The organism is Roseovarius nanhaiticus (assembly GCF_900156535.1).
Lineage (GTDB): Bacteria > Pseudomonadota > Alphaproteobacteria > Rhodobacterales > Rhodobacteraceae > Roseovarius > Roseovarius nanhaiticus.
The window spans coordinates 366,533-393,039 of record NZ_FTNV01000003.1 but is presented as its reverse complement, the minus strand read 5'-3'; the positions used below and the strand labels follow the sequence as shown (position 1 = coordinate 393,039).

At 64.5% G+C, this 26,507-nt stretch carries 24 protein-coding genes; 8 read left to right on the top strand and 16 right to left on the bottom strand.

Features of this window, described 5'->3' with window-relative positions; all coding sequences use genetic code 11:
• Positions 1-29: 29 nt before the first annotated feature.
• Genes sufB through iscR form a run of 3 tightly spaced genes read right to left on the bottom strand, consistent with a single transcriptional unit; the run spans position 30 to position 3,167 of the window.
• Positions 30-1,580: a Fe-S cluster assembly protein SufB gene (gene sufB / locus BW975_RS15045; protein ID WP_076535124.1), complete on the bottom strand. Its 1,551-nt coding sequence runs from the start codon at positions 1,578-1,580 to the stop codon at positions 30-32.
• Between the two features lie 23 nt (positions 1,581-1,603).
• The gene (locus BW975_RS15040; protein ID WP_076535123.1) at positions 1,604-2,656 is read right to left on the bottom strand and encodes a cysteine desulfurase family protein; all 1,053 of its coding nucleotides are present in this window, start codon (positions 2,654-2,656) and stop codon (positions 1,604-1,606) included.
• A gap of 49 nt (positions 2,657-2,705) precedes the next feature.
• Positions 2,706-3,167 carry a Fe-S cluster assembly transcriptional regulator IscR gene (iscR, locus tag BW975_RS15035; protein ID WP_076535122.1) on the bottom strand — a complete coding sequence of 154 codons (462 nt, stop codon included), beginning with the start codon at positions 3,165-3,167 and terminating at the stop codon, positions 2,706-2,708.
• Positions 3,168-3,360: 193 nt separating this feature from the next.
• Between iscR and BW975_RS15030 the strand changes: the two genes are divergently transcribed.
• Positions 3,361-4,014 (top strand): alpha/beta hydrolase, encoded by a 654-nt coding sequence (locus BW975_RS15030; RefSeq protein WP_076535121.1) that lies wholly within the window; start codon positions 3,361-3,363, stop codon positions 4,012-4,014.
• A 3-nt stretch (positions 4,015-4,017) separates the two neighbouring features.
• Positions 4,018-4,254 carry a hypothetical protein gene (locus BW975_RS15025; protein ID WP_076535120.1) on the top strand — a complete coding sequence of 79 codons (237 nt, stop codon included), beginning with the start codon at positions 4,018-4,020 and terminating at the stop codon, positions 4,252-4,254.
• A gap of 142 nt (positions 4,255-4,396) precedes the next feature.
• Here BW975_RS15025 and nhaC read toward each other — a convergent pair whose 3' ends face one another.
• The 3 genes from nhaC to BW975_RS15010 form a co-directional block, all read right to left on the bottom strand.
• The gene (gene nhaC / locus BW975_RS15020) at positions 4,397-5,920 is read right to left on the bottom strand and encodes a Na+/H+ antiporter NhaC (RefSeq protein ID WP_076535119.1); all 1,524 of its coding nucleotides are present in this window, start codon (positions 5,918-5,920) and stop codon (positions 4,397-4,399) included.
• Between the two features lie 272 nt (positions 5,921-6,192).
• Positions 6,193-9,717 carry a transcription-repair coupling factor gene (gene mfd / locus BW975_RS15015; RefSeq protein ID WP_076535118.1) on the bottom strand — a complete coding sequence of 1,175 codons (3,525 nt, stop codon included), beginning with the start codon at positions 9,715-9,717 and terminating at the stop codon, positions 6,193-6,195.
• Between the two features lie 109 nt (positions 9,718-9,826).
• On the bottom strand, positions 9,827-10,351 hold the full coding sequence (locus BW975_RS15010) for a component of SufBCD complex (RefSeq protein WP_092746240.1): 525 nt from the start codon (positions 10,349-10,351) through the stop codon (positions 9,827-9,829).
• Between the two features lie 168 nt (positions 10,352-10,519).
• Between BW975_RS15010 and hemB the strand changes: the two genes are divergently transcribed.
• Both hemB and BW975_RS15000 read left to right on the top strand, forming a co-directional pair.
• Entirely contained in the window at positions 10,520-11,515 is a 996-nt protein-coding gene (hemB, locus tag BW975_RS15005) for a porphobilinogen synthase (RefSeq protein ID WP_076535277.1), read from the top strand.
• 133 nt (positions 11,516-11,648) lie between these two features.
• Complete coding sequence (locus tag BW975_RS15000) at positions 11,649-12,212, top strand: lipid-binding SYLF domain-containing protein (protein WP_092746241.1); 564 nt, start codon at positions 11,649-11,651, stop codon at positions 12,210-12,212.
• A 39-nt stretch (positions 12,213-12,251) separates the two neighbouring features.
• On the opposite strand, the gene BW975_RS14995 is transcribed toward BW975_RS15000, so the two are convergent.
• Positions 12,252-12,521, bottom strand: a complete 270-nt coding sequence (locus BW975_RS14995) for an usg protein (protein WP_076535116.1) — start codon at positions 12,519-12,521, stop codon at positions 12,252-12,254.
• A 222-nt stretch (positions 12,522-12,743) separates the two neighbouring features.
• Between BW975_RS14995 and gyrA the strand changes: the two genes are divergently transcribed.
• Complete coding sequence (gene gyrA, locus BW975_RS14990) at positions 12,744-15,488, top strand: DNA gyrase subunit A (RefSeq protein ID WP_076535276.1); 2,745 nt, start codon at positions 12,744-12,746, stop codon at positions 15,486-15,488.
• Positions 15,485-16,075, top strand: a complete 591-nt coding sequence (locus tag BW975_RS14985) for a hypothetical protein (protein WP_076535115.1) — start codon at positions 15,485-15,487, stop codon at positions 16,073-16,075. The genes gyrA and BW975_RS14985 overlap by 4 nt, the downstream gene beginning before the upstream one ends.
• A 9-nt stretch (positions 16,076-16,084) precedes the next feature.
• Here BW975_RS14985 and BW975_RS14980 read toward each other — a convergent pair whose 3' ends face one another.
• From BW975_RS14980 to BW975_RS14970, 3 genes are read right to left on the bottom strand one after another with little or no spacing between them, the layout of a single operon-like run.
• Positions 16,085-17,563 carry a carboxypeptidase M32 gene (locus tag BW975_RS14980; RefSeq protein WP_076535114.1) on the bottom strand — a complete coding sequence of 493 codons (1,479 nt, stop codon included), beginning with the start codon at positions 17,561-17,563 and terminating at the stop codon, positions 16,085-16,087.
• 1 nt (position 17,564) lies between these two features.
• Positions 17,565-18,716 carry a heme A synthase gene (gene ctaA / locus BW975_RS14975; protein ID WP_076535113.1) on the bottom strand — a complete coding sequence of 384 codons (1,152 nt, stop codon included), beginning with the start codon at positions 18,714-18,716 and terminating at the stop codon, positions 17,565-17,567.
• A gap of 60 nt (positions 18,717-18,776) precedes the next feature.
• On the bottom strand, positions 18,777-19,532 hold the full coding sequence (locus BW975_RS14970; RefSeq protein WP_076535112.1) for an RNA methyltransferase: 756 nt from the start codon (positions 19,530-19,532) through the stop codon (positions 18,777-18,779).
• Between the two features lie 174 nt (positions 19,533-19,706).
• On the opposite strand from BW975_RS14970, the gene BW975_RS14965 reads away from it, so the two are divergent.
• The gene (locus BW975_RS14965; RefSeq protein WP_076535111.1) at positions 19,707-20,327 is read left to right on the top strand and encodes a thiamine phosphate synthase; all 621 of its coding nucleotides are present in this window, start codon (positions 19,707-19,709) and stop codon (positions 20,325-20,327) included.
• 6 nt (positions 20,328-20,333) lie between these two features.
• On the opposite strand, the gene olsA is transcribed toward BW975_RS14965, so the two are convergent.
• From olsA to BW975_RS14950, 3 genes are all read right to left on the bottom strand, one after another.
• Positions 20,334-21,185 carry a lyso-ornithine lipid O-acyltransferase gene (gene olsA / locus BW975_RS14960; RefSeq protein WP_335743504.1) on the bottom strand — a complete coding sequence of 284 codons (852 nt, stop codon included), beginning with the start codon at positions 21,183-21,185 and terminating at the stop codon, positions 20,334-20,336.
• Positions 21,182-21,982 carry an L-ornithine N(alpha)-acyltransferase gene (olsB, locus tag BW975_RS14955; RefSeq protein WP_076535110.1) on the bottom strand — a complete coding sequence of 267 codons (801 nt, stop codon included), beginning with the start codon at positions 21,980-21,982 and terminating at the stop codon, positions 21,182-21,184. The genes olsA and olsB overlap by 4 nt, the downstream gene beginning before the upstream one ends.
• Positions 21,983-22,116: 134 nt before the next feature.
• The gene (locus tag BW975_RS14950; RefSeq protein WP_076535109.1) at positions 22,117-22,302 is read right to left on the bottom strand and encodes a DUF3553 domain-containing protein; all 186 of its coding nucleotides are present in this window, start codon (positions 22,300-22,302) and stop codon (positions 22,117-22,119) included.
• A 63-nt stretch (positions 22,303-22,365) separates the two neighbouring features.
• Here BW975_RS14950 and BW975_RS14945 point away from each other — a divergent pair, with 63 nt between their 5' ends.
• Entirely contained in the window at positions 22,366-22,965 is a 600-nt protein-coding gene (locus BW975_RS14945; RefSeq protein ID WP_076535108.1) for a histidine phosphotransferase family protein, read from the top strand.
• Positions 22,966-22,987: 22 nt separating this feature from the next.
• Here the strand turns inward: BW975_RS14945 and BW975_RS14940 are convergent, their stop codons facing one another.
• From BW975_RS14940 to obgE, 3 genes are read right to left on the bottom strand one after another with little or no spacing between them, the layout of a single operon-like run.
• Positions 22,988-24,253 carry a glutamate-5-semialdehyde dehydrogenase gene (locus BW975_RS14940; RefSeq protein ID WP_076535107.1) on the bottom strand — a complete coding sequence of 422 codons (1,266 nt, stop codon included), beginning with the start codon at positions 24,251-24,253 and terminating at the stop codon, positions 22,988-22,990.
• Between the two features lie 20 nt (positions 24,254-24,273).
• Entirely contained in the window at positions 24,274-25,380 is a 1,107-nt protein-coding gene (gene proB, locus BW975_RS14935) for a glutamate 5-kinase (RefSeq protein ID WP_076535106.1), read from the bottom strand.
• On the bottom strand, positions 25,368-26,408 hold the full coding sequence (gene obgE / locus BW975_RS14930) for a GTPase ObgE (protein ID WP_076535105.1): 1,041 nt from the start codon (positions 26,406-26,408) through the stop codon (positions 25,368-25,370). Before obgE ends, proB begins: the two co-directional genes overlap by 13 nt.
• Positions 26,409-26,507 lie beyond the last annotated feature (99 nt).

Here is a 26,507-nt window from a genome sequence, read left to right as displayed (position 1 = left end):
GCGTTATGTCCACCATCCCGAACACTGGATCAGCCCACCGAGCCTTCCAGCGAGATCGCGACCAACTGCTGCGCTTCCATGGCGAACTCCATCGGCAGCGCCTGCAACACGTCGCGGCAGAAGCCGTTGACCACAAGCGCCACCGCCTCCTCCTCGTCCATGCCGCGCTGGCGGCAATAGAACATCTGGTCATCGTCGACCTTGGATGTCGTCGCCTCATGCTCGACGCGAGACGAGTTATTCTTGACCTCGATATAGGGCACCGTGTGCGCGCCACATTTGTCGCCGATGAGCAGGCTGTCACATTGCGTATAATTCCGCGATTCCTTGGCCTTGGGGTGCATACTTACCAGCCCGCGGTAGGTGTTCTGCGCTTTGCCCGCGCTGATCCCCTTGGACACGATACGCGATTTGGTGCGCTTGCCCAGATGGATCATCTTGGTGCCGGTGTCAGCCTGCTGCATGTTGTTGGCGATGGCGATGGAATAGAACTCGCCTTGGCTGTCGTCACCGCGCAGGATGCAGCTGGGATACTTCCAAGTCACGGCGGACCCAGTTTCGACCTGCGTCCACATCACCTTGGCCCGATCGCCACGGCAATCGGCTCGCTTGGTGACGAAGTTGTAGATGCCGCCCTTGCCGTTCTCGTCGCCCGGATACCAGTTCTGGACCGTCGAGTATTTCACCTCGGCATCCTCCTCGACGATGATCTCGACGACCGCCGCGTGAAGCTGGCTCTCGTCGCGCTGGGGCGCCGTGCAGCCCTCGAGATAGCTGACATAGCTGCCCTTGTCGGCGATGATCAGCGTCCGCTCGAACTGGCCGGTATTCTCGGCGTTGATACGGAAATAGGTGCTCAGCTCCATCGGGCAGCGTACGCCCGGCGGCACGTACACGAACGAGCCATCCGAAAAGACCGCCGAATTGAGCGTGGCATAGAAGTTGTCATTCACCGGCACGACCGAGCCCAGATACTTCTTCACCAGATCCGGATATTCGCGGATCGCCTCCGAGATCGAGCAAAAGATGACCCCAGCCTCAAGCAGCTCTTTCTGGAAGGTCGTGCCCACCGACACGGAGTCGAACACCGCGTCCACAGCCACCTTGCGCGCCTCGGCGGGCATTTCGCCCGCGCCCTCGACACCTGCCAGAATGGCCTGCTCTTTCAAGGGGATGCCCAGCTTGCTGTAGGTGGCCAGAAGCTTGGGATCGACCTCGTCCAGCGACTTGGGCTTGACCATCATCGACTTGGGGCGCGCGTAGTAATACTGCTCCTGAAAGTCGATTTCGGGATAGTCGACCATCGCCCAGTTAGGCTCTTTCTTGGTCAGCCAGGTCTTGTAGGCCTCGAGGCGCCACTCGGTCATCCACTCGGGCTCTTCGTTCTTCTCCGAAATCAGCTTGACGATATCGGGCGTCAGGCCCTTTGGCGCGTACTCCATTTCAATATCGGTCGACCAGCCATGCTTGTAGGCGCCGCCAACCTCGCGAACGCGGTCGACAGTGTCCTGATCGACGCCTTCTTTCGCTACGTCCTGGTGCGCCTTGGTGCCCACCGGTGCATCATCGAGTGCTGTCATATCCTGATCTCCCCGTCTCAATCTCAATGCGCGCCCGCCCGGGCGCAGTGTCTGTCATGGAGCGCCAGCCAGCTTTCGGCAAAGCGCGTGATCTCGTCCTCGGTCGTCTGCGGCCCCAGCGAGACGCGAATGGCACAAGCGGCGTCCGCCTCGTCATGGCCCATGGCCCGCAGCACCGCGCTGGCGCGCACCTTGCCACTGGAGCAGGCCGAGCCTGCGGAAACGGCGAACCCCGCCAGATCCAGCGCCATCACCTGCGTCTCGCCCTTCCAGCCGGGCGTGAGGACGCAGGAGGTGTTCGGCAAGCGCACAGATCCTTTCCCGACAAAAATAGTCTTATTCGCGCCAGCTGCAATGGTCTTTTCTAGAATGTTTCTAAGTTTCTCCACCCGGTCCCAGGTGCCGTTGGTCAGATCCTGCGCCGCGGCCTCTGCTGCCGCGCCGAAACCGGCGATGCCGATGATGTTCTCGGTGCCCGAGCGTCGACCCATCTCCTGGCCCCCGCCCCTGATCTGCGCCGGCACCTCCGTGCCACGCCGCACAACCAGCGCGCCGATACCCTTCGGCCCACCCAACTTATGCGCCGAGATCAGCGCCATCCGCGCGCCGCTCTCGTTAAATCCAACCCGCAGCTTGCCGAAGGCTTGCGTCATATCGCTGACCGCAATGCCCTCGGGCAGCGTTTGCACCACACCCGTCTCGGAATTGGCCAGTTGAAGCGCCGTCCGCGCCGGATTCAGAACGTTCACCGCCCCGCCTGAGGACACAGCCAAGGCGCCATCCGTCCAGGCCGCGACCGCCTCATGCTCGATCAGGGCCGCGCTCAGATCCCGCCCGGCACAAGCGAGCGCCGCCGCCTCGGTCGCGCCAGAGGTAAAGATCACGTCGGCCCCGTCGGCGCCCATTGCTGCAGCCACCTGCGCGCGCGCCCGCTCAACCAGCGCCTTGGCGGCGCGGCCTTCGGAGTGCACGCTCGAAGGATTGCCAAGCAGATCCATCGCCGCGATCATCGCGCTCCGTGCCTCAGGCCTCAAAGGCGCGGTGGCATTATAGTCGAGGTAAACGCGCCCCTTCATAGAGGCCCGCTTTCAATGTTCCCGAAATACTCACGCCGCAGGCAAGCCATCAATCTTCGTCCACGATATTGAACAGCGAAGGCACCGCCGGGCACGGGGCCAGCGAGTTGCCCACCACGTCGCTCAGCCGGGTCTGATGCAGATAGACATAGACCTGCGCGCTCAGCCCTTCCCACAACCGGTTGGTCATGGATTGCGCGCGGCTGCCCGATGCGCCGCCCGAGGCGCCAGCGCCCTTATGCAGCGCATCCACCGTTTCATCGACCGCGGCCAGGATCTCGGACACGCGGATTTCGGACGTTGGCCGCGCCAGGCGATATCCGCCGCCCGGCCCCCGAACGGAGGTCACCAGATCGGCGCGGCGCAGCTTGACGAAGAGCTGTTCAAGATAGGGCAGCGAAATGCTCTGCCGGCGCGAAACCTCGCCCAGCGTGACCAACGTGCCTTCGGGCTGGAGCGCGATATCCGACAGAGCGACCATGGCATAGCGCCCCTTGGTGCTGAGTTTCATGGCCTTCCCCCCTCGACGCGGCTGCGAATGGATTGACCTTGAGGGCCCCGGCGCTTATCACGCGCCAAGCCCTATCGGTCTGGCCCCGCGTGTCAACGCGCTCGGCCATCAGTTTAGAATTGTTCTAAGGCGCGCAGGCCGCCCCGTCAACGGGATTTGCCGCGCCCGAAGTTCTCGCAGCAAGGAACGCCGCATGCCCGAGGTTATCTTTCCCGGCCCCGAAGGCCGTCTAGAAGGCCGCTATCATCCGCAGAAGGAAAAGGACGCGCCAATCGCCATCGTGCTGCATCCGCACCCGCAATTTGGCGGCACGATGAACAACAAGGTCGTCTACAATCTGCATTACGCCTTTCACCGCATGGGCTTTACCGTTCTGCGCTTCAATTTTCGCGGCGTGGGCCGCAGCCAGGGCGAGTACGATCAGGGCGTGGGCGAACTCAGCGATGCCGCCTCGGCGCTCGACTATCTGCAAAGCATGAATGCCAATTCCAAGCATTGCTGGGTCGCGGGCTTCTCCTTCGGCGCGTGGATCGGCATGCAGCTTCTGATGCGCCGCCCCGAGATCACCGGCTTCATCAGCGTCTCGCCCCCGGCGAACATGTACGATTTCTCGTTCCTCGCGCCCTGCCCCTCCTCGGGTCTCATCATCAACGGCGCCAATGACCGCGTCGCGCCCCCCGCCGACACGACCGCGCTGGTCAACAAGCTGCACGATCAGCAGGGCATCACGATCCAGCACGAGGAAGTGCCCGGAGCCGGTCACTTCTTTGAGGATCCGCATATGGACCCGATGATCGAAACCGTCACGTCCTACGTCAAGCGCCGCCTGACCGAAGGGACACGCTAGGCCATGGGTGTCGCCGAGGATCTGGCCGACCAGTTGGCCATCGACGCGCTGAAGGCCGAGGAGATCACCGGCGACGAGCGCATCATCGACGATCTGGCCAACATGATGGGCGCCACATCGCAGACCGCCGAAGAGGCGTTTCTGACCGCCGTCCGTGTGCGCCGCGCCAACACCAAAGCGCGCAAGATGCTGGCCGACCGGGTGCGCGCGTTCAAGGATGCCCAAGGCCAGAAGGGCTGAAGCCTGCGCGCCTTGCCGATGGCGGAGCCTCCGGCGGGGATATTTGATGCAAGAAGAAAAGACGCGCCCCTGCTTGGGCGCATGAATAAACCCGCGCCTGGCATCAGACGCGGGTTAACTTGTTTTAGACAGCTTTCAGCCGCTACTCGGCCGGCGCCCTGGCGGGTGCATCGGCGAGCGGGTCGTCATAGCCGTATTCGCTGAGATCGGCGACCGCGCGATCATTGTCGCGCCAGTCCTGCTTCTCTGCCTCGCTTGCCATGGGCGAGAAGAGCCCGGTCCAGGCGTAGAAGATCCCGATCACCGGCGTCATCCAGCAGGCGAAGGCCAGCGGAATATAAAGCAGGTTCTCGAAATTGCCGTCGATCACCCCAAGGCCCAGCGCCGAGATGACGAACGCGCCACCTGCGTTCCACGGGATCAGTGGCGACATCAGGGTGCCGCCTTCTTCGGTCGCGCGGCTGAGGTTGAGTGTCGAGCGGCCCATGCCCCGGTAAACCGGCGCATACATGCGGCCCGGCAGCGCGATCGACAGGTAAGGATCGCCCGCCACCAGGTTCGTCGCCGTCGACGTGGCGATGGCCGCCGTCTGCACTCCTGCAAAGGAATGCACCTTTGACAGGATCGCCGCGATGATCGCCTGAAGACAGCCCGTCCGCTCGAGCGCGCCGCCAAAACCCAGCGCGATGAGGATCAGGGAGATTGTCCACATCATCGACTGGATGCCGCCCCGGTTCAGCAAGCTGTCGATTTCGGCGATGCCGGTCTCGATGGAATACCCGCTATTGGCATAGCCGAACGTGTCGTGCAGCGACGATCCCTGCGCGATCATCGCCGTGATCGCACCGGCGACGACGCCCGCGAACAGCGACGGAATTGGCGGCTTTTTCATGATTGCCAGCGCCAGCACCAGCAGCGCAGGCACCAGCAGCCAGGGCGAGATGGCGAAGTATTCGTTCAAAGCATTGGTGATGCTGTCGATCCGCTCGAACGAGGCCGTGCCCTCGCCGATCAGCGCATAGCCCGCCCAGATATAGACGCCCAGCGCGATCAGCATGGCGGGCACCGTGGTGGGCATCATGTTGCGGATGTGATCGAAGAGGTTCACGCCCGTCACCGCCGGTGCCAGATTGGTCGTGTCCGACAGCGGCGAAATCTTGTCCCCGAAAAAGGCGCCGGAGACGACCGCGCCTGCCGTCCAGTACATCGGAATATCGAAGCCAGCGCCGATACCCATCAGCGCGAGGCCAACGGTTCCGACCGTGCCCCAGCTGGTGCCAAGGGATACCGACACCACCGCGCACATGATCATAGAGGCCGCAAGAAAGATCTGAGGCGAGAGGATCAGGAGACCGTAGTAGATCAGCGTCGGCACAGTGCCCGAAGCGATCCACACTCCGATAATCATACCGACAACGATCAGAACAGATACCGACGGCAGCGAGACATTGATGACGCGGAAAACGCCGTCTTCCATGTTGCCCCAGTCATGGCCCAGATAGAGACCTACAATCGCGGTGATTGCGAGGCCAATGGCCAGCGGGATGTGCGGGGTAAAGTCGCCGAAGTAAAAGAGCTGGATGCCCAATACCGCCAGCGTCAACACCACCGGCACGAGCGCGAGGCCCAGCGATGGCTTGCGTGGATTGATATCGTCCGATGACATGGATCGGTCTCCTTTGTTGGTGATCTCTGTCCTGTTATTGCCAGCGGCACCTTGCGCCGCGTGGACATTTTGATCTTCGGCCCAATCACGAGCCAGCGGTAGAAAAGCTAGGGCGCTCTGCGCTTTTGGCGAAAGTCCCTTTGCAACCCATAGCAGAACATGCCTTCCGCCGCCGCAACAGGGGGAATTTCGTGCATCGCGAATTTAGTTGGGCCGTCCCGCGTGGCAGGCGCGTTCAGTTTCCAGCGCGCCGACCAAGAAAAAGGGCGATTTCAGGCGTTCCTCTTTTCACCCGCGCCGGTCTTGGCCGCCTTCTGGGCGCGGGTCTTGTCCGCCACCTTCTGCGCCAGATCGCGCGCGATCGAGAAGGCGCCCTTGATCTTGTCGCTGTCCTTGGCCCAGTCGCGCCGTACGACGATCTTGTTGTCCTTGACCTTGGCGAGACCGTTTTGCTCCTTGATGAACTCGACCAGCCCCTCGGGCGACGCGAACTTGTCCTGGTGGAACTGGATCGTCGCGCCCTTGGGGCCGCCATCCAGCTTGGCGATGCCGGCCTTGCGGCACATGCCCTTGATACGCACCACGAGGATCAGGGTATTCACCTCCTTCGGCAGCGGGCCGAAACGGTCGATCAACTCGGCGGCAAAGCCTTCCAGCTCGACCTTCGTATCCAGGCTGCTGAGGCGGCGATAGAGGCCGAGGCGCACGTCGAGATCAGGCACATACTCCTCGGGGATCAGCACCGGGACGCCCAGATTGATCTGCGGCGCCCATTGGCCATCGTCGCTCAGCAGGCCATCCGTATCGCCTGCCTTGATCTTGGCCACCGCCTCTTCCAGCATCGACTGGTAAAGCTCGTAGCCCACATCGCGCATCTGGCCCGACTGCTCCTCGCCCAGAAGGTTGCCGGCGCCGCGAATATCGAGATCCTGAGAGGCCAGCGTAAAGCCCGCACCCAGCGTGTCGAGACTGCCCAGCACACGCAGGCGTTTCTCGGCGGTCGTGGTCAGTGGCGCGCGCGGCTTGGTCGTCAGATACGCGTAGGCGCGCGTCTTGGACCGGCCCACGCGCCCCCGGATCTGGTAAAGCTGGCTGAGGCCGAACATATCCGCGCGGTGGATGATCATCGTGTTGGCGGTCGGGATATCAAGGCCCGACTCGACGATGGTCGTCGCCAGCAGCACGTCATACTTGCCGTCGTAGAAGGCATTCATCCGGGTATCCAGCTCGCCCGCGGCCATCTGGCCATGCGCGATGACATGGCTGAGCTCCGGCAGCTCGTTATCCAGAAACGCCTCGATCTCGGAGATGTCGGAGATGCGCGGCACCACGAAGAAGCTTTGCCCGCCCCTGTAATGCTCACGCAAAAGCGCCTCGCGGATCGTCACCGTGTCGAATTCGCTGACATAGGTGCGGATCGACAGGCGGTCGACCGGGGGCGTGCCGATGATGCTGAGATCGCGCACGCCCGAGAGCGACAGTTGCAGCGTCCGGGGGATGGGTGTGGCTGTCAGGGTCAGCACATGCACGTCGCTGCGCAGCGCCTTCAGCCGTTCCTTGTGCGCGACGCCAAACCGCTGCTCCTCGTCGATGATGAGCAGGCCGAGGTTTTGGAACTTGACCGATTTCGCCAAAAGGGCGTGGGTGCCGACGACGATATCGACCTGCCCCTTGGCCAACCCCTCGCGCGTCGCCGCCGCGTCCTTGGCCGAGACAAACCGCGACAGGGGCCGCACGTTGATGGGAAAACCGCGGAACCGTTCGGCGAAACTCTTGTAATGCTGGCGTGCCAGCAAGGTCGTGGGCGCGATCACGGCGACTTGCATGCCCGACATGGCCGCCGCAAACGCCGCGCGCATCGCCACCTCGGTCTTGCCGAAGCCCACATCGCCGCAAATCAGGCGATCCATCGGCGTGCCCGCCTGCAGATCGGCCATCACATCCTCGATGGCGCGCAGCTGGTCGTCCGTCTCCTCATAGGGGAAGCGGGCCGAAAATTCCTCCCACGCGTGATGCTCGGGCTCCAGTACCGGGGCGCTGCGCAGCGCACGCTCGGCGGCGATGCGGATCAGACGATCGGCCATCTCGCGGATGCGCTCTTTCAGCTTGGCCTTCTTGGCCTGCCATGCGCCGCCGCCCAACTTGTCCAGCAGGCCCTCTTCGTGGCCATAGCGGCTGAGCAGCTCGACATTCTCGACCGGCAGATAGAGCTTGGACGCCTCGGCATATTCCAGCACGATGCATTCATGCGCGGCGCCCAGGGCCGAGACAACCTCAAGGCCCAGATACCGCCCGATCCCGAAATCGACATGCACCACCAGATCGCCGGGCGTCAGGCTGTTGGCCTCGCTCAGGAAATTTTCGGCGCGGCGCTTGCGCTTGGGCGCGCGGATCAGACGATCGCCGAGGATGTCCTGTTCCGAGATCACCGTCAGGTGCTTTTTGTCGAAGGGCCCTTCAAAGCCCGCATCGATGGGCCAGACCGCCAGATGCAAACCCGTCTTGCCCAGCCGCTCGGCCGAGGTGACTGTAACGGGGCCAACAAGACCCTCATCCTCCAGAAGGCCCTCCATCCGCTCGCGCGCGCCTTCGGTATAGCTGGCGACAAGCACCGGACCCTTGTCCATCTTTGCCTGAATATGGTCCCTCAAGGCGCCGAAAAGGCTCAGGTTTTCCTGCTGCCGCTCGGGCGCGAAATTGCGCCCGATGCGCCCGCCCGCATCGGTCACGCCCGCGCCCGTCGCCTGCGGTAGCGCGCGCAACTGCACCGCGCGGTGCGGCGCCATCGCCGCGTCCCACGCGGCGTCATCCAGATAGAGCAGGCCCGGCTGCACGGGCTTGTAGACGCTGTCGCCGCGCCCCTTGGCGGTCATCGCGTGGCGCCGCGCCTCGTACTGATCGGTGATGCTGTCCCAGCGCGCGGCGCGTGCGGGCGCCACCCCATCATCCATCAGGACGGGCGCACCTTGCAGATAGTCGAACACCGTCTCCAGCCTGTCATGAAAGAACGGCAGCCAATGCTCGGCCCCTTGCGTCTTGCGCCCCGCGCTGATCGCCTCGTAAAGCGGATCGTCCGTGCCTGCCGAGCCGAACTCGATCCGGTAATTCTGACGAAAACGCATCACGGCGGCCTCGTCGAGGATCACCTCCGAGACCGGCGCCAGCTCGATCATGTCGAGCTTTTCGGTCGTGCGCTGACTGACCGGATCGAACCGGCGCAAGCCATCCAGAACGTCGCCGAAAAGGTCCAGCCGTACTGGGCCACCACCTTCGGCGCCGCCGCGCGCGCTGGTGGGCGGGTAAATGTCGATGATCCCGCCGCGTACGGCGTAATCGCCCGGCTCGGTCACCGTGGGCGTCTGGGTAAAGCCCATGCGCACCAGAAAGGCGCGCAGCGCCGCCTCGTCGATGCGCTTGCCCACCTGAGCCGTAAAGGCCGCGTCCTTCAGCACGTCCCGCGCCGGGATCCGCTGCATCGCCGCGCTGAGCGTTGTCAGCAGCACGAACTGCCCCGGCATGCCATGCACTAGCCCTGCCAGTGTCGCCATGCGCGCGGCCGAAATATCCGGGTTGGGCGACACGCGATCGAACGGCAGGCAGTCCCAGGCCGGGAACTGCATCACCGGCATGCCCGGCTGAAAGAACGCCAGCGCCGAGGCCATGGCCGCCATCCGCTTGTCATCGCGGGCAATATGCATGACGGGGCCGCCCGCGCGCGCCACCTCGTCCAGCACGAGCCGCGCATCGAAACCTTCGGGGGCGCCCGAAACGGTGAGGGTGCTGGTTTTTGCTGTCATCGGCTCACTATCGGTTCGGCGTTATCATGCGTGGGTATCGGCTCGGGGCGGCATCTAGCACCGCGCGGTGGAATGTCACTGAAAAGAAGCGCATTCCATGCGGGCGCCCTCACCCGAGTGCCGAGGTCGTCATGTTCTGATACATGCCCCACATCGCGGTGACGAAGATCGAGACCATGCCGATCAACTGCACCAGAAGGCGGTGCCGATTGAAGGTCGAAATCAGCGCTTCGCCCTCCAGCGCCTCGGCTTCGATCCGGTTGGCAGTGCGCACCGACAAGAGCCAGACCAGCGACATCGGCAGCATGAGCAGCAGCACGGCCTGCGCGAATTCGCGGTCATAGACCCAGCCCATTAAAAATGCCCCAGTGAGGACGAAAAAAATGAAGCCGGTCAGCAACAGCCCCGACTCGCGCCCGATATAGAGGATCCGCCGGCTGTTGATCGCGGCCAGCGCGTTCATATCCGCCATAGCCTGCTCGTGCCCCTTGCGGGCGCGTGTGATCATGTCCCACGGCACGCCCAGAACATAATGGCTGGTCGAGGACCACAGCACCGCAAGCGCGATCCAGAACCACAGGTTGCTGAAACTGCGCATGTCGATCAATTCGAAAACCGTTGAGTACCAGTCCACGTCATCCCCGCTCGGCCAAGTTGCCGCCTCTCTTAATGCGTTTCCGCGCGGATCGAAAGCGCGGGTTTCAGGCCAAAGAGCCCCGACGCCAGGCGCGTGCCGGCCCTTGAGATGGCGGCCCATCCGTGTAACCAAGTGGGCGCCACAGCCAACAGCCAGGTGATGCCCATGAAATCCAGCTCCGCCCCCTTTCCCGCTGCCCGTCCCCGCCGGATGCGCCGCACACCCGGCCTGCGCGCACTTGGCGCCGAGAACGCGCTGTCGGTTGGCGATCTGATCTGGCCCGTCTTCGTGCGCGACGGCGAGAATATCAGCGAGCCTGTCACATCCATGCCCGGCGTCAATCGCCTCAGCGTGGACCGCGTGGCCGAGGCCGCGCGCGAGGCCGCAGATCTGGGCATCCCGGCCATCTGCCTCTTTCCCTATAGCGGCCCCGAGAAGCGCACCGCCGATTGCGCCGAGGCCTGGAACCCCGAGAACCTCAGCAACCGCGCGACGCGCGCCATCAAGGCCGCGGTGCCGGACATGATGGTGATGGCGGATGTCGCACTTGATCCGTACTCGGACACCGGCCATGACGGCTTTGTCCGCGACGGCGTGATCGTCAATGACGAGACGGTGGAGGCGCTGGTGAAACAGGCGCTGGCGCAGGCCGAGGCGGGCGTCGACATCATCGGCCCGTCGGACATGATGGACGGGCGTATCGGCGCAATCCGCACCGCGCTGGAGCGCGCGGGCCATCAGGACATCATCCTGCTCAGCTATGCCGCGAAATACGCCAGCGCCTTTTACGGCCCGTTCCGCGACGCGGTGGGCGCCTCGGGCGCGCTCAAGGGCGATAAGCGCACCTACCAGATGGACCCGGCCAATTCGGACGAGGCGCTGCGCATGATCGCCCGCGATCTGGCCGAAGGCGCCGATGCGGTGATGGTCAAGCCGGGCATGCCCTATCTCGACATTTGCCGCCGGGCCAAGGACACGTTCGCCGCGCCCACGTACGCCTATCAGGTCAGCGGCGAGTACGCGATGATCGCGGCGGCGGCGCAGAACGGCTGGATCGATGGCGAGCGCGCCATGCAAGAGAGCCTGATGGCCTTCAAACGCGCGGGTTGCGACGGCGTTCTGACCTACTTCGCCCCCGCGATGGCCCGCCTCCTGCGCTAAGACCCGCATTTTCGCGCGGTAATTCGCCCAAAAGCCAGCCCGCGCGTGACAATGCGCGGCGCGCCGCCTATAGTTTTGCCAGATCGGCTGCCAAACAGCCGGCGGTATTCAGGCAACGAACAGGCATAGATCCATGAGCATTCTCACCAGACGCGGCTTTACCCTGGGCGCGCTCGGCAGCGCCGGGCTTATGACGGCCGCTTGCGGCAACGGCATCGGCAGCCGCGGCCCGCAGGAAATCGACGCGCGTGTCAACACCACCGTGCGCTATCTCTACGATCGCTACCCCGGCACGCAGTCGCTGGCCGAGAAATCCGCAGGCATGCTGGTCATGCCACTGATCACCGAGGCCAGCCTTGGCCTTGGCGGCGGATACGGGCGCGGCGCTCTGCAGATCAATGGGCAGACCGTCGATTACTATTCCGCCACCAAGGGCAGTGTCGGCTTGCAGATCGGCGCGCAGCAATTCGCGCATGTTCTGTTCTTCATGACCCCTGCCGCTCTGGCCAATTTCCGGCGCTCGTCCGGCTGGGCCGCGGGCGCGGATATCGAATACGTGTTCAAGGACACCGCCGAGAACTTGCGCGCCGAGACGACCACGTCGATCTCGCCCGTGATCGCCGTCGTCTTTGGCCAGGCAGGCCTTGCCGCTGGCGCATCGCTCGAAGGCATGAAGTACACCCGCATCATTCCCTGATCCGGTCCGCTCGCCGGGGCACGGCCCCGGCGGCGCCCATCAATGCAGCGTGAATTCCCCCGTCACATTGCGCCACTCGCCCGGCGCAATCATCTTGCGATGGGTAAAACGCACCGAATGCAGCGGGCCGTCCAACTCGCGTTGCCAGAATTCGACGAATTGAAACAGTTTGGGGTGGTCCGGCGCGATGTCGTAATCCTGCCAGACATAACTGTTCAGCACATGGACGTAATCGGGCATCCCATAGAAGAATTCCGCAGTGGTCAGCCCGTAACCTTTCAGCATCATTTCAGTCTCGCTCATCGGCATGTTTTCTGCTCCTGCACTTGCCCCTTTAATGATGATGCCCGAAAGAAATTACTTTTCAATAAAAACAGGTTGTTAGCAGGCTCTCTTGGTGGCTGCCAAACACCACGCCCATGCGCCATTGCACCCCATATCATGGCGGTGATATACCTCTGCGCACTGCATATAGTTTGACGCGACAGGATGGGCACCGACTTGACCGATACGCCGCAACCCCCCGAAGACATGGAAGAAAACCGCCCCGAGCGCCCGGCCTATGATGGCCCGCGCGTCTCGATCGCGGATGAGATGAAGACGTCGTATCTCGATTATGCCATGTCCGTCATCGTCAGCCGCGCGATCCCCGATCTGCGCGACGGCCTGAAACCTGTCCATCGCCGTATCCTTTATGCGATGTGGGAGGGCGGCAATACGCATGACAAACCTTACCGCAAATCAGCCCGCGCCGTGGGCGACGTAATGGGTAAATACCACCCGCACGGCGACTCTGCGATCTATGACGCGCTGGTGCGGATGGCGCAGGATTTCTCGATGTCGCTGCCGCTGCTGGACGGTCAGGGCAATTTCGGCTCGATGGATGGCGATAACGCCGCCGCCATGCGCTATACCGAGGTGCGCATGGACAAGCCGGCGGCCTATCTCTTGGCCGATATCGACAAGGAAACCGTCGATTTTCAGGATAACTATGACGGCAAGGACCGCGAGCCGACCGTTCTGCCCGCGCGCTTTCCCAATATGCTGGTCAATGGCGCGGGCGGTATCGCCGTCGGCATGGCGACCAACATCCCGCCCCACAATCTGGGCGAGGTGATCGACGCGACGCTCGCGCTGATCGAGAACCCGGATCTCAGCTCCGAAGACCTTATCGATTATATCCCCGGACCCGACTTCCCCACCGGCGGCATCATGCTGGGCCGCACCGGCGCGCGGAAGGCGTATCTGGAGGGCCGTGGCAGCGTCATCGTGCGCGCCAAGACCCGCACCGAGGAGATCCGCAAGGACCGCTGGGCGATCATTATCGACGAGATCCCCTATCAGGTGAACAAGGCCACCATGATCGAGCGCATCGCCGAAGCCGCCCGCGAAAAGCGGATCGAGGGCATCGCCCATGTGCAGGACGAGAGCGACCGCAACGGCGTGCGCGTCGTGGTCGAGCTGAAGCGCGATGCGACCGCCGAAGTCGTGCTGAACCAGCTCTTCCGCTTCACGCCCATGCAGACCTATTTCGGCTGCAACATGCTGGCCCTAAATGGCGGGCGCCCCGAGCAGCTGACGCTGCGCCGGTTCCTGACCTCCTTCATCGACTTCCGCGAGGATGTCGTCGCTCGCCGCACCGCCTATGAACTGCGTAAGGCGCGCGAGCGCAGCCATATCCTGTGCGGTCTGGCCGTCGCCGTCAGCAATGTCGACGAGGTGGTCGCGACCATCCGCTCGTCCGCCGACGCCGCCGACGCGCGCCAAAAGCTGATGACCCGCCGCTGGCCCGCGGGCGATATCCTGGAATATATCGCGCTGATCGACGATCCCACGCATACCGCCAACGATGACGGCACCTACAACCTCTCCGAGGCACAGGCGCGCGCCATTCTGGAACTGCGCCTTCAGCGCCTGACGCAACTGGGCGTCAAGGAAGTCACCGACGAGCTGCAAGAGCTGGCCGGCAAGATCAAGGAATACCTCGCCATCCTCGCCAGCCGCGAGCGGATCATGGAGATCATCGCAAACGAGCTGAGCGAGGTGCGTGACCTCTTTGCCGTGCCGCGCCGCACCCAGATCGTTGACTGGTCCGGCGACATGGACGATGAGGATCTGATCGAGCGTGAAGAAATGGTCGTCACGGTCACCTCTGGCGGCTACATCAAGCGCACCGCGCTGGCCGATTTCCGCGCACAAAAGCGCGGCGGCAAGGGTGTGGGCGGCATGGCCACCAAGGACGAGGATGTGGTCACCACCCTCTTTGTGGCCAACACGCATACGCAGCTGCTCTTCTTCACGACCGATGGCATGGTCTACAAGCTCAAGACTTGGCGCCTGCCGCAAGGGGGCCGCACGTCCAAGGGCAAGGCGATCGTCAATATCCTGCCCATCCCCACGGGCGTCTCGATCGCCGCGATCATGCCCGTCGACCGCGACGAGAGTGAGTGGGACGATCTACAGGTGGTGTTTGCCACTTCCGCAGGCACGGTGCGCCGCAACAAGCTGTCGGATTTCACCAATGTGCGATCGAACGGCAAGATCGCCATGCGCTTTGAGGAAGAGAACGCCGGGATCACGCTGATCAATGCGCGCATCGCTTCGAACGACGATGATGTGATGTTGGTCACCTCCTCGGGCCGCGCCATCCGCTTCCGGGCGACCGATGTGCGCGTCTTCAACAGCCGCGCCAGCTTGGGTGTGCGCGGCATCAGGCTGACCGGCGACGACAGCGTCGTGTCGATGTCGATCATCCCGCATTTCGAGGCAACCTCGGACGACCGCGCCGCCTATCTCAAGATGCGCCGCCAGCAGGCCGGTCTGACCGACGAAGAAATGGATGCCGCCGAGGAAGAGGGCAACGCCGACGCCCCGCTCTCTCAAGAGCAGTTCAATGAGATGAAAGAGGCCGAAACCCTCATTCTGACCATATCCGAGCAGGGCAGTGGCAAGCTGAGCTCCAGCCATGACTATCCAATTCGCGGGCGCGGCGGCATGGGCGTCACGGCAATGGACAAGGCAATGCGCGGCGGCGCCCTCGTGGCCAGCTTCCCCGTAACGCTCGAGGATCAGATCATGCTGGCAACGTCCAAGGGCCAGTCGATCCGCGTGCCGGTCGAGGGTATCTCGTTCCGCTCGCGCAGCGCGGGTGGGGTCAAGGTCTTCAACACAGGCAAGAACGAAATCGTTGTTAGCGTGGCATGGATCGCCGAGCAGACGGATGAGGCCGATGTCGAGAATGGCGCGGCAGAAACGGCCGCGCCCGAGACCGAATGAGCACGCCGCGCCGCGGCACGCTGATCGCCGCGGCGCTGGCCAGTGCCGCGATCCTCGCCGTCTCGGGCGTGGCGGTCTGGCACCATCTGGGCGGCGGCGGCGGCGAAACGCCCACAATGCGCAATGCGGTCATGGTCCCGGTCGATGCCGCGGTCGAGGCTGCGCAGCTCAACGCTTCCAACTGCGCCTCGCGTCTGGCTGAGGTAACCCAACTCACGGATCGCGCCGGTATCGACGCCGAGCTTGACCGGCTCGAGACCTGCGGCAGCGCCGCGCGCCGCTTGGCCGAAGAAGGTTATGGCGCGCTCGATATTGCGGCGGGTGTCACCGGCGCGCCGGGCGCCGCGCCATCGCCGCGGCGCGCACAGTATCTCGATGCGGCGGGGTCGCTGCTCAGCGTCTACGAGATCCAAGGCGACGATTTCGACGTCGCCTATGACATCCTGGATCGCGCAAGGCGCACGGGCGCGCCGCTCGGGCCACTTGCCAGCGATATCACCTCGATCCTGGGAAACGCGTCGTCCGATGTGGCCGCCGCGCGCGAAGAAGCCGCGCGCGCAAGGGACGCCTACCGCAAGCGCGGCTAGGGGCGGCACCTACCCCGCCGGATAAAGCGCGCCGAATTTCTGCTCAAGATAATTCATCAGCGGTGCCTCTGACGGCTCGGCCCCACAAGCGCGCGTGATCAACTCGCGCGGGGTGTAAAGCCCGCCATGCTGCTGCACATTCTCGCGGAGCCATGCCATCGCGGCGCTCATGTCGCCGTCCGCCAACTGATCGTCCAGTGTCGGCACCGCCTGCCTCAGCGCCTCGGCCAGGCAGCCCGCGTAGACATTCCCCAGTGAGTAGGTCGGGAAATACCCAAAGAGGCCCACCGACCAATGCACATCCTGCAAACAGCCCTGCGAAGCGCGCGGCACCGCATAGCCGAAATCGCGCAGGAAACGCGCATTCCAAGCCTCCTCGAGATCGCCCGGCGCCAGATCGCCCGAAACAAGCGCCCGTTCCAGATCAAACCGCATGAGGATGTGCAGATTGTACTGCACCTCATCGGCCTCGGTGCGGATATAGCCGCGATGCAGGCTGTTGGCGGCGGCATAGAACGCATCCGGGCCGTCGATCCCGAAATCGCCGAAAGCATCGCGCAGCTGGCCATAGAGCCAGCCCGTGAAGGCGCGGCTGCGACCCAGCTGATTTTCGACGATGCGGCTTTGGCTTTCATGGACGCCCATAGACACACCCGCGCCCAGCGGGGTCAATGCATAGGCCGGATCAATCGACTGCTCATAGATCGCGTGGCCTGCCTCATGCATCGTGGAATATATGCAATTGAACGGCTCGTCATCGCTGGTGCGGGTGGTGATGCGCACATCGTCGCCCGACCCGCTGGAGAAGGGATGCACCGCCTTGTCGATGCGCCCGCGCGTCATGTCATAGCCGCACACCTTGGCCAGTTGCCGCGCAAGGCGCATCTGAGTCTGCACATCGAATTGCCCAGAGACGACAGGCGCCGCAGCGGCCCCCAGCGCGGCCTCACGCAGCGCGATCAGACCTGGACGCAATGCGCCGAACATCGCCTCGAGATCAACGGCCTTGGCCCCCGGCTCATAATCGTCCAGCATGGCATCATAGATGTCGCCGCCATCGGCCAGCGCGGCCCCCTCCTCGCGGCGCAGGGCCACGACCTCGGCCAGAACCGGCGCAAAGGCCGCAAAGTCATCGGCCTCGCGCGCCTCGGCCCAGCGGCCTTGGCTGAGCGCCGTGAATTTTGCGATGCGCGCGGCCAGGTCACACGGCACGCGCTGCGTGCGCTCATAGCTGCGCCGAATGTGACGCAGCTGCGCCTCCCCCGCCTGATCCAGCGCCTCGCCGCTCGCCGCCTCCAGCCAGTCCCCGATGCGCGGATCGGTGCGGCGCGCGTGCAGCACCTCGCTGAGCGCGCCCGCCTCTTCCGAGCGCTGCGCGGCGGCGCCGCGCGGCATCACCGTCTCGCGGTCCCAGCTGAGCCTGCCCGCAATCTGCGCCAGCGCCTCGGTCTGGCGCTGATGCGCCATGAGATCGTCATAGGCGGTCATATCATTTTCCTCTTACGGATTGCGCCACCGGGTAGCCTGCATGAAAGCGCGCGCGAATGACCAGCACCCACAAGATCACAGCCAGGAACTGGTGCAGGATCGCCACCTCCCACGGCGCGGCCAGCACCACGGTCACGATCCCCAGGGCAATTTGCGCGACCAAAACGGTGAAGGCCAGCGTGAAAGCATTGCGTGTCGCGTTATGCGCGCTGCGCCGGCCTCGCAGCAGTGCCATCACCGAAAACGCGAGCAGCGCATAACCCGTCATGCGGTGGATGAATTGCACCGTGCCGGGATTTTCAAAGAAGTTCCGCCACCACGGCTCGAGCACCATCATGTTGCCGGGCCAGAGGCCGCCTCCCATGAGCGGCCAGGTTGTGTAGGTGCGCCCGGCGTCGATCCCGGCGACCAGCGCGCCGATCAGGATCTGCAGGAAGGTGAAATGCATCCAGCCCGTGCCAAGGCTGAAAAGTCTGCTCTCACGCGACCTCCGCGCCTGTAGGATGTCCCGCTCGGGGCGCGACAGAAGCAGCACGTACCAGGTGATGAAGCCAAGGATGACGAAGGCAAGGCCCAGATGCGTCGCCAAGCGGTAAGAGGCCACATCAAGCCGCCCATCACCGAGGCCGGAATAGACCATCCACCAGCCCACTGCGCCCTGCGCGCCGCCAAGCACGCCCAGAAACAGCAGCCGCCGCGTCCAGCCTGCCGGGATCTGCCGCGCCGCCAAAAAGCCGAAAAAGCCTACGGCCCAGACAAGGCCGATCACGCGGCCCAGCTGCCGGTGGCCCCATTCCCACCAATAGATCACCTTGAAATCCTCAAGACTCATCCAGCTATTCTGCTTCTGAAACTCGGGGATCTGCTGATAGAGGGCAAATTCCGCCTCCCAGTCAGCGGTGCTCATCGGCGGGATCGCCCCGGTCAGCGGGCGCCATTCGGTGATGGAAAGGCCACTGTCGGTAAGTCGGGTCAGACCGCCGACGGCGATCATCACAACGACCAGCGCGAATAGCGCCATCAACCACAGCCGGATGCCGCGACGCGCGCCACGCTTGCCGGCGTCGATCATGCCACCTCTGGGCTGCGGACGCTCGGCGCCGCCGGACGCACCATCCGCGACCTCCTGAAAAATGCTTCGCTTTTCAGCCATTTCCGGCGCTCCTTACCCTATCTGACGCGATGCGCAGATTAGTGCGCCCACCCTGCCCCTTCAAGCGCCGCCGTCCCCGCGATCCTTCCAGCGGACCATCTGACGCAGGATACCGTGCAAAAGCCGCGTATCGGCCTGCGTCAGCGGCATCCGGCTCCAGAAATTGCGCAGCGTCTGGCGCATGCTCGTGGCCTTGTGATCGGGGTAGAAAAAGCCGGCCTCCTGCATCCGGTCCTCGTAATGCACCGCCAGTGCCTCGATCTCGGTCTGGCTGGCCCACTCGGTGTTGTGCATGTGAACGCGGCCCTCCGGCACGGCGGCACTGGCGCGGCGCCACTCGTATGCGGTCAGCAGAACGCATTGCGCGAGGTTGAGACTGGGAAAATCGGGATTGACCGGCACGGTGATGATCGCGCTTGCGCGCACGACATCCTCGTTTTCCAGCCCCGAGCGCTCGGGGCCGAACATCACGGCCACCTTCTGGCCGTCGGCGATCCGGCGCGCCGCGTCCTGCATCGCCTCTTCGGGGCTCAGAATTGGCTTGGTCAACTCGCGGCCCCGTGCGGTCGTGGCATAGACATAATGGCAATCGCTCAGCGCGCTGGGCAGGTCCGGAGCCAGCTGCGCCTCGTCCAGAAGCCGCCCCGCACCGCTGGCCATCGCAGTCGCCGCAGGATTGGGCCAACCGTCGCGCGGATCCACGATGCGCATCCTGTCCAGCCCGAAATTCCACATCGCCCGCGCCGCAGCGCCGATATTTTCGCCCATCTGGGGGCGCACCAGAACGAAACTGGGCTGTGGCGTATCGGTGGGCATGAACAAACCTCGCAATCAGAGCGGGTGATACCGCCCTCCCCCCGACTTGAAAAGCCCCCGGCCCTTCTTCTTGCTTCAAATATCCCCGCCGGAGGCATCGCCGCGCGCCACCTGTGGCGCCGACCGAAAAGTCGCGCTATACGCGGGGCCAAGCACAGACCCCAGGAGCGCGCCATGAGCGACCAAGAGACGCCGCAGATCTATCTGATCACCCCGCCAGACTTCGAGCTGAGCCAATTTACCACGCAACTGGCCGCAGTACTCGACGCGCACGAGGTTGCCTGCCTGCGCCTCGCGCTGGCCAGCCATGACGAAGACCGCATCGCGCGCGCGGCCGATGCTTGCCGCGAGATCGCGCATGCCCGCGACGTGGCTGTCGTGCTTCAAAGCCATATTTCTCTGTCCGAGCGGCTGGGCCTCGACGGGGTTCACCTGATGGATGGCGCCCGCTCGGTCCGCAAGGCACGCAAGGCGCTGGGGCCTGATGCCATCGTGGGCGCCTATTGTGCCCAGACCCGGCACGAGGGGATGAGCGCGGGCGAGGCCGGCGCCGATTACGTTGCCTTCGGGCCAGCCGGGGCCAGCGGCCTTGGCGATGGCGCGCAGGCAGAGGACGAGCTCTTTAAGTGGTGGTCCGAGATGATCGAGATCCCGGTCGTAGCCGAGGGCGCGCTGGATGCCACCCGCATCGGCGAGCTGGCGCAGCTGACCGATTTCTTCGGCATCGGTGACGAGATCTGGGCCGAGGACGATCCTGCCGCCGCGCTCGGCACGCTTATCCGCGCGATGGGCTGACCCAAGTCAGCGCCCGCCACCCGGCATCGCGCTGCGCACCATGGCTTCGGCGGCGCGCGACAGGGCCTTGCGATCCGCGAAATCAGACACTTTGAGCGGCGCGTGATAGACCAGCCGCACCTCGCCGCCATGGCGCGCGGCCAGAACCGCGGCGAAATGCGGTGCAAAATCCATATCCCCGAACCAGCCGTAAAAGGCCGGATCGGTGTCCTTCGGCGCGGTGTAGATCACCGTCACCGGCTGGATATAGGCCGCCTCGCGCAGCCCCGGCGCAAAGAACGCCTCGAAAAGCGTCGCCTTGAAGGGCAGCACCCGCAGACCATCGGTCGAGGTGCCTTCGGGAAAGAAAAGCAGCTGATGGCCGTCCTCCAGTCGCGCGGCCAGTGCGGCGGTCTGCGCCTGCGCCTCGCGCGCCGCGCGCCGGATAAAGAGTGTTCCGGCGGCTTTGGCCAGAAAACCGATACCGGGCCAGCCGGCCACCTCGGATTTCGAGATGAAGAACACCCGGTGCCACGCGTTCAGCGCAAAGATGTCAAGCCATGAGGCATGATTGCCCACCACCGCCCCCGGCAGCCGCATGGGCCGCCCGTCGACCGTCACGCGGATCCGCAGGATGAACAGACACGCCCGAAAGAACGCCTGCACGATATAAGGCGAGACGGGGCGTCCCTGCCCGCAAATCGGCCGCTCCACCGCTCGGATCAACAAAAGCGTCGGCAAGAGTACAATCAGTACGATTAACAAAGCTGTCATGCGAAGCCCCGCACGCAGCTTGGCCGCAAGCGTCATGGGCGGCATCTCAGGTCCGTCACGCCGGGGCCAGTCGGGGATGGGCGCCTCGCGCTGGGACATGGTCATCCGCGGTCCGCCGCATAAAGCGCGCGGTGCCCAGCCCCCAGCCGCTCGGTATCCATCACAAGACACACGTCGACCGTGTTGAAATCGCCATCGATATAGGCGCCATCACCGACATAACCGCCAAGCCGCAGATACGCCTTGATCAGAGGCGGCACCTGCACCATCGCGCGGCGGCGGTCCAGCGCCTCCGGTGCGATCAAATCCATCGGTTGATGACGCAGCGAGCGCGGGCGCATCTCGGGCGGCGCCAGATGGCGGTGATGCAGCAGCGAGAGCGGTTCGGCCAGCGCGGTCACGTCCGTTCCGTGAAAGCTGGCCACCCCGAAGAGCAAGTCGATCCCGTGCTCCTCGACATAGGCGCCAAGACCCTGCCACAGATGCATCAGTGCCTTGCCCCCACGATAGCGCGCATCGACGCAGGACCGCCCCAGCTCCAGCAGGGTACGTCCGCTTTGGCGCAAGGGCGTGAGGTCATACTCGGATTCCGAGTAGAACCGCCCGGCACGCGTCGCCTGATCCGCTCGCAAGAGGCGATAGACGCCGACCACCTGATCGGCCGCGTCGCCGGGCAAGGCACGATCCAGAAGCAGCAGATGATCGACCCAGTCATCGTGGGAATCCGCCTCCAGCCCCTCCGCATGGTCAACCATCGGGCCGCCGCCGCCCAACTCGTCCACGAAGACGCGATAGCGCAGGCGCTGCGCCGCACGCACCTCGGCGACATCCGCCGCGAGGCGCAGCTGAAAATCGGGGACGTGACGAAGCGTTGGCCCGGTGCTGGACGCGGCGTTCTGCATGGCGCCTCGGCGACAATTCATTTGACCCCCGTTTCTATGGCCGGCACGCGCCAAAGGCAACATTGCCATGGAACGAAAGGAAATACACGCGTGGGTTGCGCAAATATCGGGATCAGTTAATCATTTCGTAACCATCATGACGGATCAAAGACCGGCAGCAGCATGACGCGGCTGGTATCGATCACCACCTTGCCCGCATCGGGGAAATTGACCGTGACCTTGCCCCCGACATTCGATTGTACCTGCCCCACACCCCATTCGGGCTGGCTGGGCGCCTCGACCCGCATGCCCGGCTCCAGAAATGCCGCGAAATCACTCATTTGTGTGCCTCTGCCCTTGGCCCCCCGCCGGGGCCGAATAGCGGCCCGTCCGAAAGGATCCTCATGACCCAGCCTAACCGTAATTTGGCCGCCCTGATAGGCTCGCGTATCTGCCACGATTTGATCAGCCCCGTCGGCGCCATTTCGAACGGGCTGGAGCTTTTGGGCATGGCCGGCGTTCCCGACGGCCCCGAGATGGCGCTCGTTGCGGACAGCGCCGCGAATGCCAACGCGCGGCTGCGCTTTTTTCGCGTCGCCTTCGGCCTCACATCCGAGGGGCAAAGCATGGCCGAGCGCGAAATGCGTGGCATTGTCGATGGCGTCTACACCGCCAAGATCGCGTGCGACTGGCAGGTGCCCGGCGCCTTGCCGCGCCAGATGGCGCAGGCGGCCTTTCTTGCCATTCTATGCGCCGAGCAGGCGATCCCCTATGGTGGCACGATCCGTGTCGAGGGCGGTGCCGACGCACTGCGCATCACGGCCATCGGAGATCGTGCCGAGCCAAAGCCGGAATACTGGGCGCGTCTGACCGCGCCCGAGCCGTTGGACGTGGATGATCTACCCGCCGCGCAGGTGCAATTCGCCCTGCTGCCGGGCCTCTTGGCCGAGATGGGCCGCCGCGCGGATGTGCAGATGAACGGCAGCGTGTCGGTCAGTTTCTGATCAAGCGAGCGTTGCGGCGGGGCTAGCCCCGAACCGTGCCATCCCCGACCACCAGGTATTTGAAGCTGGTCAGCTGCGCCGCGCCCACCGGGCCGCGCGCATGCAGCTTGCCTGTGGCGATGCCGATCTCGGCGCCCATGCCAAATTCGCCGCCATCCGCGAATTGCGTCGAGGCGTTGTGCATGACGATGGCGCTGTCGACCTCCGCCTGGAATTTCTGCACCGCCGCCGGATCCTCGCTGATGATGCAATCGGTATGGTGCGAGCCGTATTCCGCGATATGGCCGATGGCGAGGCCCAGATCACCGACGACACGCGCCGCGATGATGCTGTCCAGATATTCGCAGCCCCAATCCGCTTCGCTCGCGCGCACGGTCCCCTCGATCGCGCTCAAGGCTTCGTCCGCGCGCACCTCGATGCCCGCCTCGATCAGCGCGCGCACCAGGTCATTGCCCAGACCGCCCACCAGATCACGGTGGATCAGCAGGCATTCGGCTGCGCCGCAAACGCCCGTGCGCCGCGTCTTGGAGTTCAGCACGACGCGCATCGCTTTTTCGGCATCCGCCGTGGCGTCGACATAGATATGCACGATGCCGTCCAGATGGGCAAAAACCGGCACACGCGCCTCGCGCTGCACCAGCCCGACGAGCGCCTTGCCGCCCCGCGGCACGATCACATCGATGCTGCCTGTCATGGTCAGCATTTCCTGTACCGCCGCCCGGTCACGCGTAGGGACCAACTGGATCGCTTCTTCGGGCAGGCCCGCCTCGCGCAGGCCCTGCTTGAGGCAAGCATGAATGGCGCGGGAGCTGTGATAGCTCTCGGATCCGCCGCGCAGGATGCAGGCATTCCCGGCCTTGAGGCAAAGCGCGCCGGCATCCGCGGTGACATTCGGGCGCGATTCGTAAATGACGCCGACGACGCCGAGAGGCGTCGAGACGCGCCGAATATTGATGCCGCTCGGCTGGCTCCACTCGGCCAAGACGCGGCCCACCGGATCGTCCTGATCCGCCACGGCGCGCAGCCCGTCCGCGATGGCACGCACGCGGCCCTCATCCAGCATGAGGCGGTCGATCATCGCGGCGCTCAGTCCCTTGTCGCGGGCGGCGGCCATGTCCTTGGCGTTGGCCTCGATGATCGCCGCGCGGCGCGCCCAGACAGCATCTGCCGCGCCGCGCAGGGCCATATCCTTGCGGCCGGCCTCGGTCACGGCCATTTCCGTGGCGGCGGCGCGCGCGCAGGCGCCGATGCGGGCCATCAGGGCTGGGATGTCTTCGGTCTGTGCCATGCGTCGGGCTCCTTGCGGCGTCAGAACGCCATATCGTCGCGGTGAATCAGTGCGGCGCGCGCAGGATAGCCCAGAACATCCTCAATGACATCCGAGCGCAGGCCCTTTATCCGGCCCGCATCGGCCGCGTCATAGCGCGTCAGGCCAAGACCCAGCGTCTCGCCCGCCTCGCCGATAATCTCGATGGCGTCGCCGCGCCGAAACGCGCCCGACACGCCGGTCACGCCCGCGGGCAGCAGGCTGCTGCCCCCGTGGATGGCCCGCTGGGCGCCGGCGTCAATCACCAGGCGGCCCTTGGGCTTCATCGCACCGATCCAGGCCTTGCGGCGCTGCTGCGGCGTGCCTTGGGCGGTGAACCAGGTCGCATTCGCGCCCGCCTCAAGCGCCGCGATGGGCCGCAATACGTCGCCTTGGGTGATCGCCATGTCGCAGCCTGCTGCCATCGCGGCGCGGGCGGCCATCAGTTTGGTTTTCATCCCGCCCTTGCTGAGCCCCGAGAGCGGATCGCCCGCCATTGCCTCAATCTCGGGGGTGATGGCGTCGACCCTGTCGAAACGGCGCGCGGCGGCATCAAGGCCGGGATTGCCGGAATAGAACCCGTCCACATCGCTCAGCAAAATGAGCTGGTCGGCCCCCGCCGTCACCGCGACCTGCGCCGCAAGGCGATCGTTGTCGCCGTAGCGGATCTCGTCCGTGGCGACGGTGTCATTCTCGTTGACGATGGGGACCGCCCCAAGGCGCAAGAGCTGCTCGAGCGTGGCGCGCGTATTGAGGTAACGCCGCCGGTCCGCGCTGTCCTCCAGCGTCAGAAGCACCTGCGCCGCGGTCAGACCGCGCGCAGCCAGCGCCGCTTGATAGGCGCCCGCGAGACGGATCTGGCCCACGGCGGCGGCGGCCTGGCTCTGCTCCAGCGTCAGCGCGCCTTGGGGCAGGTCCAGCGTGCCTCGCCCCAGCGCGATGGACCCAGACGACACCAGCACCACATTGACGCCGCGCGCACGCAGCCGCGCCACGTCATCGCAAAGCCCCTCGAGCCATTCGGCGCGCAAATGGCCCGCCGCCCGGTCCACCAGAAGGGCCGAGCCGATCTTGACGACGACGCGGCGCGCCTTGCTCAGGGCTGCCACGGCGCGGGCTCGTCTTCGCCGGCCTTGCGGTGACGCAGCCGGTCATCGTCGATCTCGCTGCGCAGGGCGCGCAGAACATCCGTGACGCCATCGCCCGAGACGCCCGACATGGTCATCACAGGGCCGCCCGACGCCTCTTCCAACTCGGCCTTCGCCTCGGCCAGCGCATCTTCGTCAAGCGCGTCGATCTTGTTCAGCACGGTCAGGCGCGGCTTCGAGGCCAGCGGGCCGTCATAGGCCTCGATCTCGGTGATGATCGTCTGATAATCCTCGGCCACCGTCTGCGAGGTGCCGTCGACGAGGTGCAGAAGGATCGCGCACCGCTCGACATGGCCGAGGAAAAGATCGCCCAGACCCCTGCCCTCGCTGGCGCCGTCGATGAGGCCGGGAATGTCGGCCACGACGAATTCGACGTTGTCAACGCCCACAACGCCCAGATTGGGATGGAGCGTGGTAAAGGGGTAATCCGCGATCTTGGGCCGCGCGTTGGACGTGGCCGCCAGAAAGGTCGATTTGCCCGCGTTGGGCATTCCCAAAAGACCGACATCGGCAATCAGCTTCAGCCGCAGCCAGATGGTACGCTCGACCCCCTCCTGGCCGGGGTTGGCCCGGCGGGGTGCCTGATTGGTCGAGGATTTGAAATGCAGGTTGCCAAAGCCGCCATTGCCGCCGCGCGCCAATTCAACGCGCTGACCCAGCTCGGTCATGTCGGCAATCACCGTCTCCTGATCTTCGTCGAGGATCTCGGTGCCGACGGGCACGCGCAGCACGATATCGTCGCCATCCTTGCCGGTGCGCTGCTTGCCCATGCCGGGCTGGCCGCTTCGGGCAAAGAAATGTTGCTGATAGCGAAAATCGATCAGCGTGTTCAGACCATCGACCGCCTCGGCATAGACCGAGCCGCCATCGCCGCCGTCACCGCCATCGGGGCCGCCGAATTCGATATATTTCTCGCGGCGAAAGCTGACGCAGCCACCGCCGCCGCCGCCGGACCGGATATAGACTTTGGCGAGATCCAGAAATTTCATCTTATCGCTCCTGCTTGGCAGAGATGGCACGGCGGAGGAAGGCGCGGCAAAGGCGCGCAGCATCGGCTGGCGCCTCAATACGCAAAGGGCCGGCCCGGC

Excerpts from the sequence above, each read along its gene's own strand:
- sufB (WP_076535124.1), bottom strand. The coding sequence starts at position 1,580 with ATGACAGCACTCGATGATGCACCGGTGGGCACCAAGGCGCACCAGGAC.
- BW975_RS15040 (WP_076535123.1), bottom strand. The coding sequence starts at position 2,656 with ATGAAGGGGCGCGTTTACCTCGACTATAATGCCACCGCGCCTTTGAGG.
- iscR (WP_076535122.1), bottom strand. The coding sequence starts at position 3,167 with ATGAAACTCAGCACCAAGGGGCGCTATGCCATGGTCGCTCTGTCGGAT.
- BW975_RS15030 (WP_076535121.1), top strand. The coding sequence starts at position 3,361 with ATGCCCGAGGTTATCTTTCCCGGCCCCGAAGGCCGTCTAGAAGGCCGC.
- BW975_RS15025 (WP_076535120.1), top strand. The coding sequence starts at position 4,018 with ATGGGTGTCGCCGAGGATCTGGCCGACCAGTTGGCCATCGACGCGCTG.
- nhaC (WP_076535119.1), bottom strand. The coding sequence starts at position 5,920 with ATGTCATCGGACGATATCAATCCACGCAAGCCATCGCTGGGCCTCGCG.
- mfd (WP_076535118.1), bottom strand. The coding sequence starts at position 9,717 with ATGACAGCAAAAACCAGCACCCTCACCGTTTCGGGCGCCCCCGAAGGT.
- hemB (WP_076535277.1), top strand. The coding sequence starts at position 10,520 with ATGAAATCCAGCTCCGCCCCCTTTCCCGCTGCCCGTCCCCGCCGGATG.
- BW975_RS15000 (WP_092746241.1), top strand. The coding sequence starts at position 11,649 with ATGAGCATTCTCACCAGACGCGGCTTTACCCTGGGCGCGCTCGGCAGC.
- BW975_RS14995 (WP_076535116.1), bottom strand. The coding sequence starts at position 12,521 with ATGCCGATGAGCGAGACTGAAATGATGCTGAAAGGTTACGGGCTGACC.
- gyrA (WP_076535276.1), top strand. The coding sequence starts at position 12,744 with ATGGAAGAAAACCGCCCCGAGCGCCCGGCCTATGATGGCCCGCGCGTC.
- BW975_RS14985 (WP_076535115.1), top strand. The coding sequence starts at position 15,485 with ATGAGCACGCCGCGCCGCGGCACGCTGATCGCCGCGGCGCTGGCCAGT.
- BW975_RS14980 (WP_076535114.1), bottom strand. The coding sequence starts at position 17,563 with ATGACCGCCTATGACGATCTCATGGCGCATCAGCGCCAGACCGAGGCG.
- ctaA (WP_076535113.1), bottom strand. The coding sequence starts at position 18,716 with ATGGCTGAAAAGCGAAGCATTTTTCAGGAGGTCGCGGATGGTGCGTCC.
- BW975_RS14970 (WP_076535112.1), bottom strand. The coding sequence starts at position 19,532 with ATGCCCACCGATACGCCACAGCCCAGTTTCGTTCTGGTGCGCCCCCAG.
- BW975_RS14965 (WP_076535111.1), top strand. The coding sequence starts at position 19,707 with ATGAGCGACCAAGAGACGCCGCAGATCTATCTGATCACCCCGCCAGAC.
- olsA (WP_335743504.1), bottom strand. The coding sequence starts at position 21,185 with ATGACCATGTCCCAGCGCGAGGCGCCCATCCCCGACTGGCCCCGGCGT.
- olsB (WP_076535110.1), bottom strand. The coding sequence starts at position 21,982 with ATGCAGAACGCCGCGTCCAGCACCGGGCCAACGCTTCGTCACGTCCCC.
- BW975_RS14950 (WP_076535109.1), bottom strand. The coding sequence starts at position 22,302 with ATGAGTGATTTCGCGGCATTTCTGGAGCCGGGCATGCGGGTCGAGGCG.
- BW975_RS14945 (WP_076535108.1), top strand. The coding sequence starts at position 22,366 with ATGACCCAGCCTAACCGTAATTTGGCCGCCCTGATAGGCTCGCGTATC.
- BW975_RS14940 (WP_076535107.1), bottom strand. The coding sequence starts at position 24,253 with ATGGCACAGACCGAAGACATCCCAGCCCTGATGGCCCGCATCGGCGCC.
- obgE (WP_076535105.1), bottom strand. The coding sequence starts at position 26,408 with ATGAAATTTCTGGATCTCGCCAAAGTCTATATCCGGTCCGGCGGCGGC.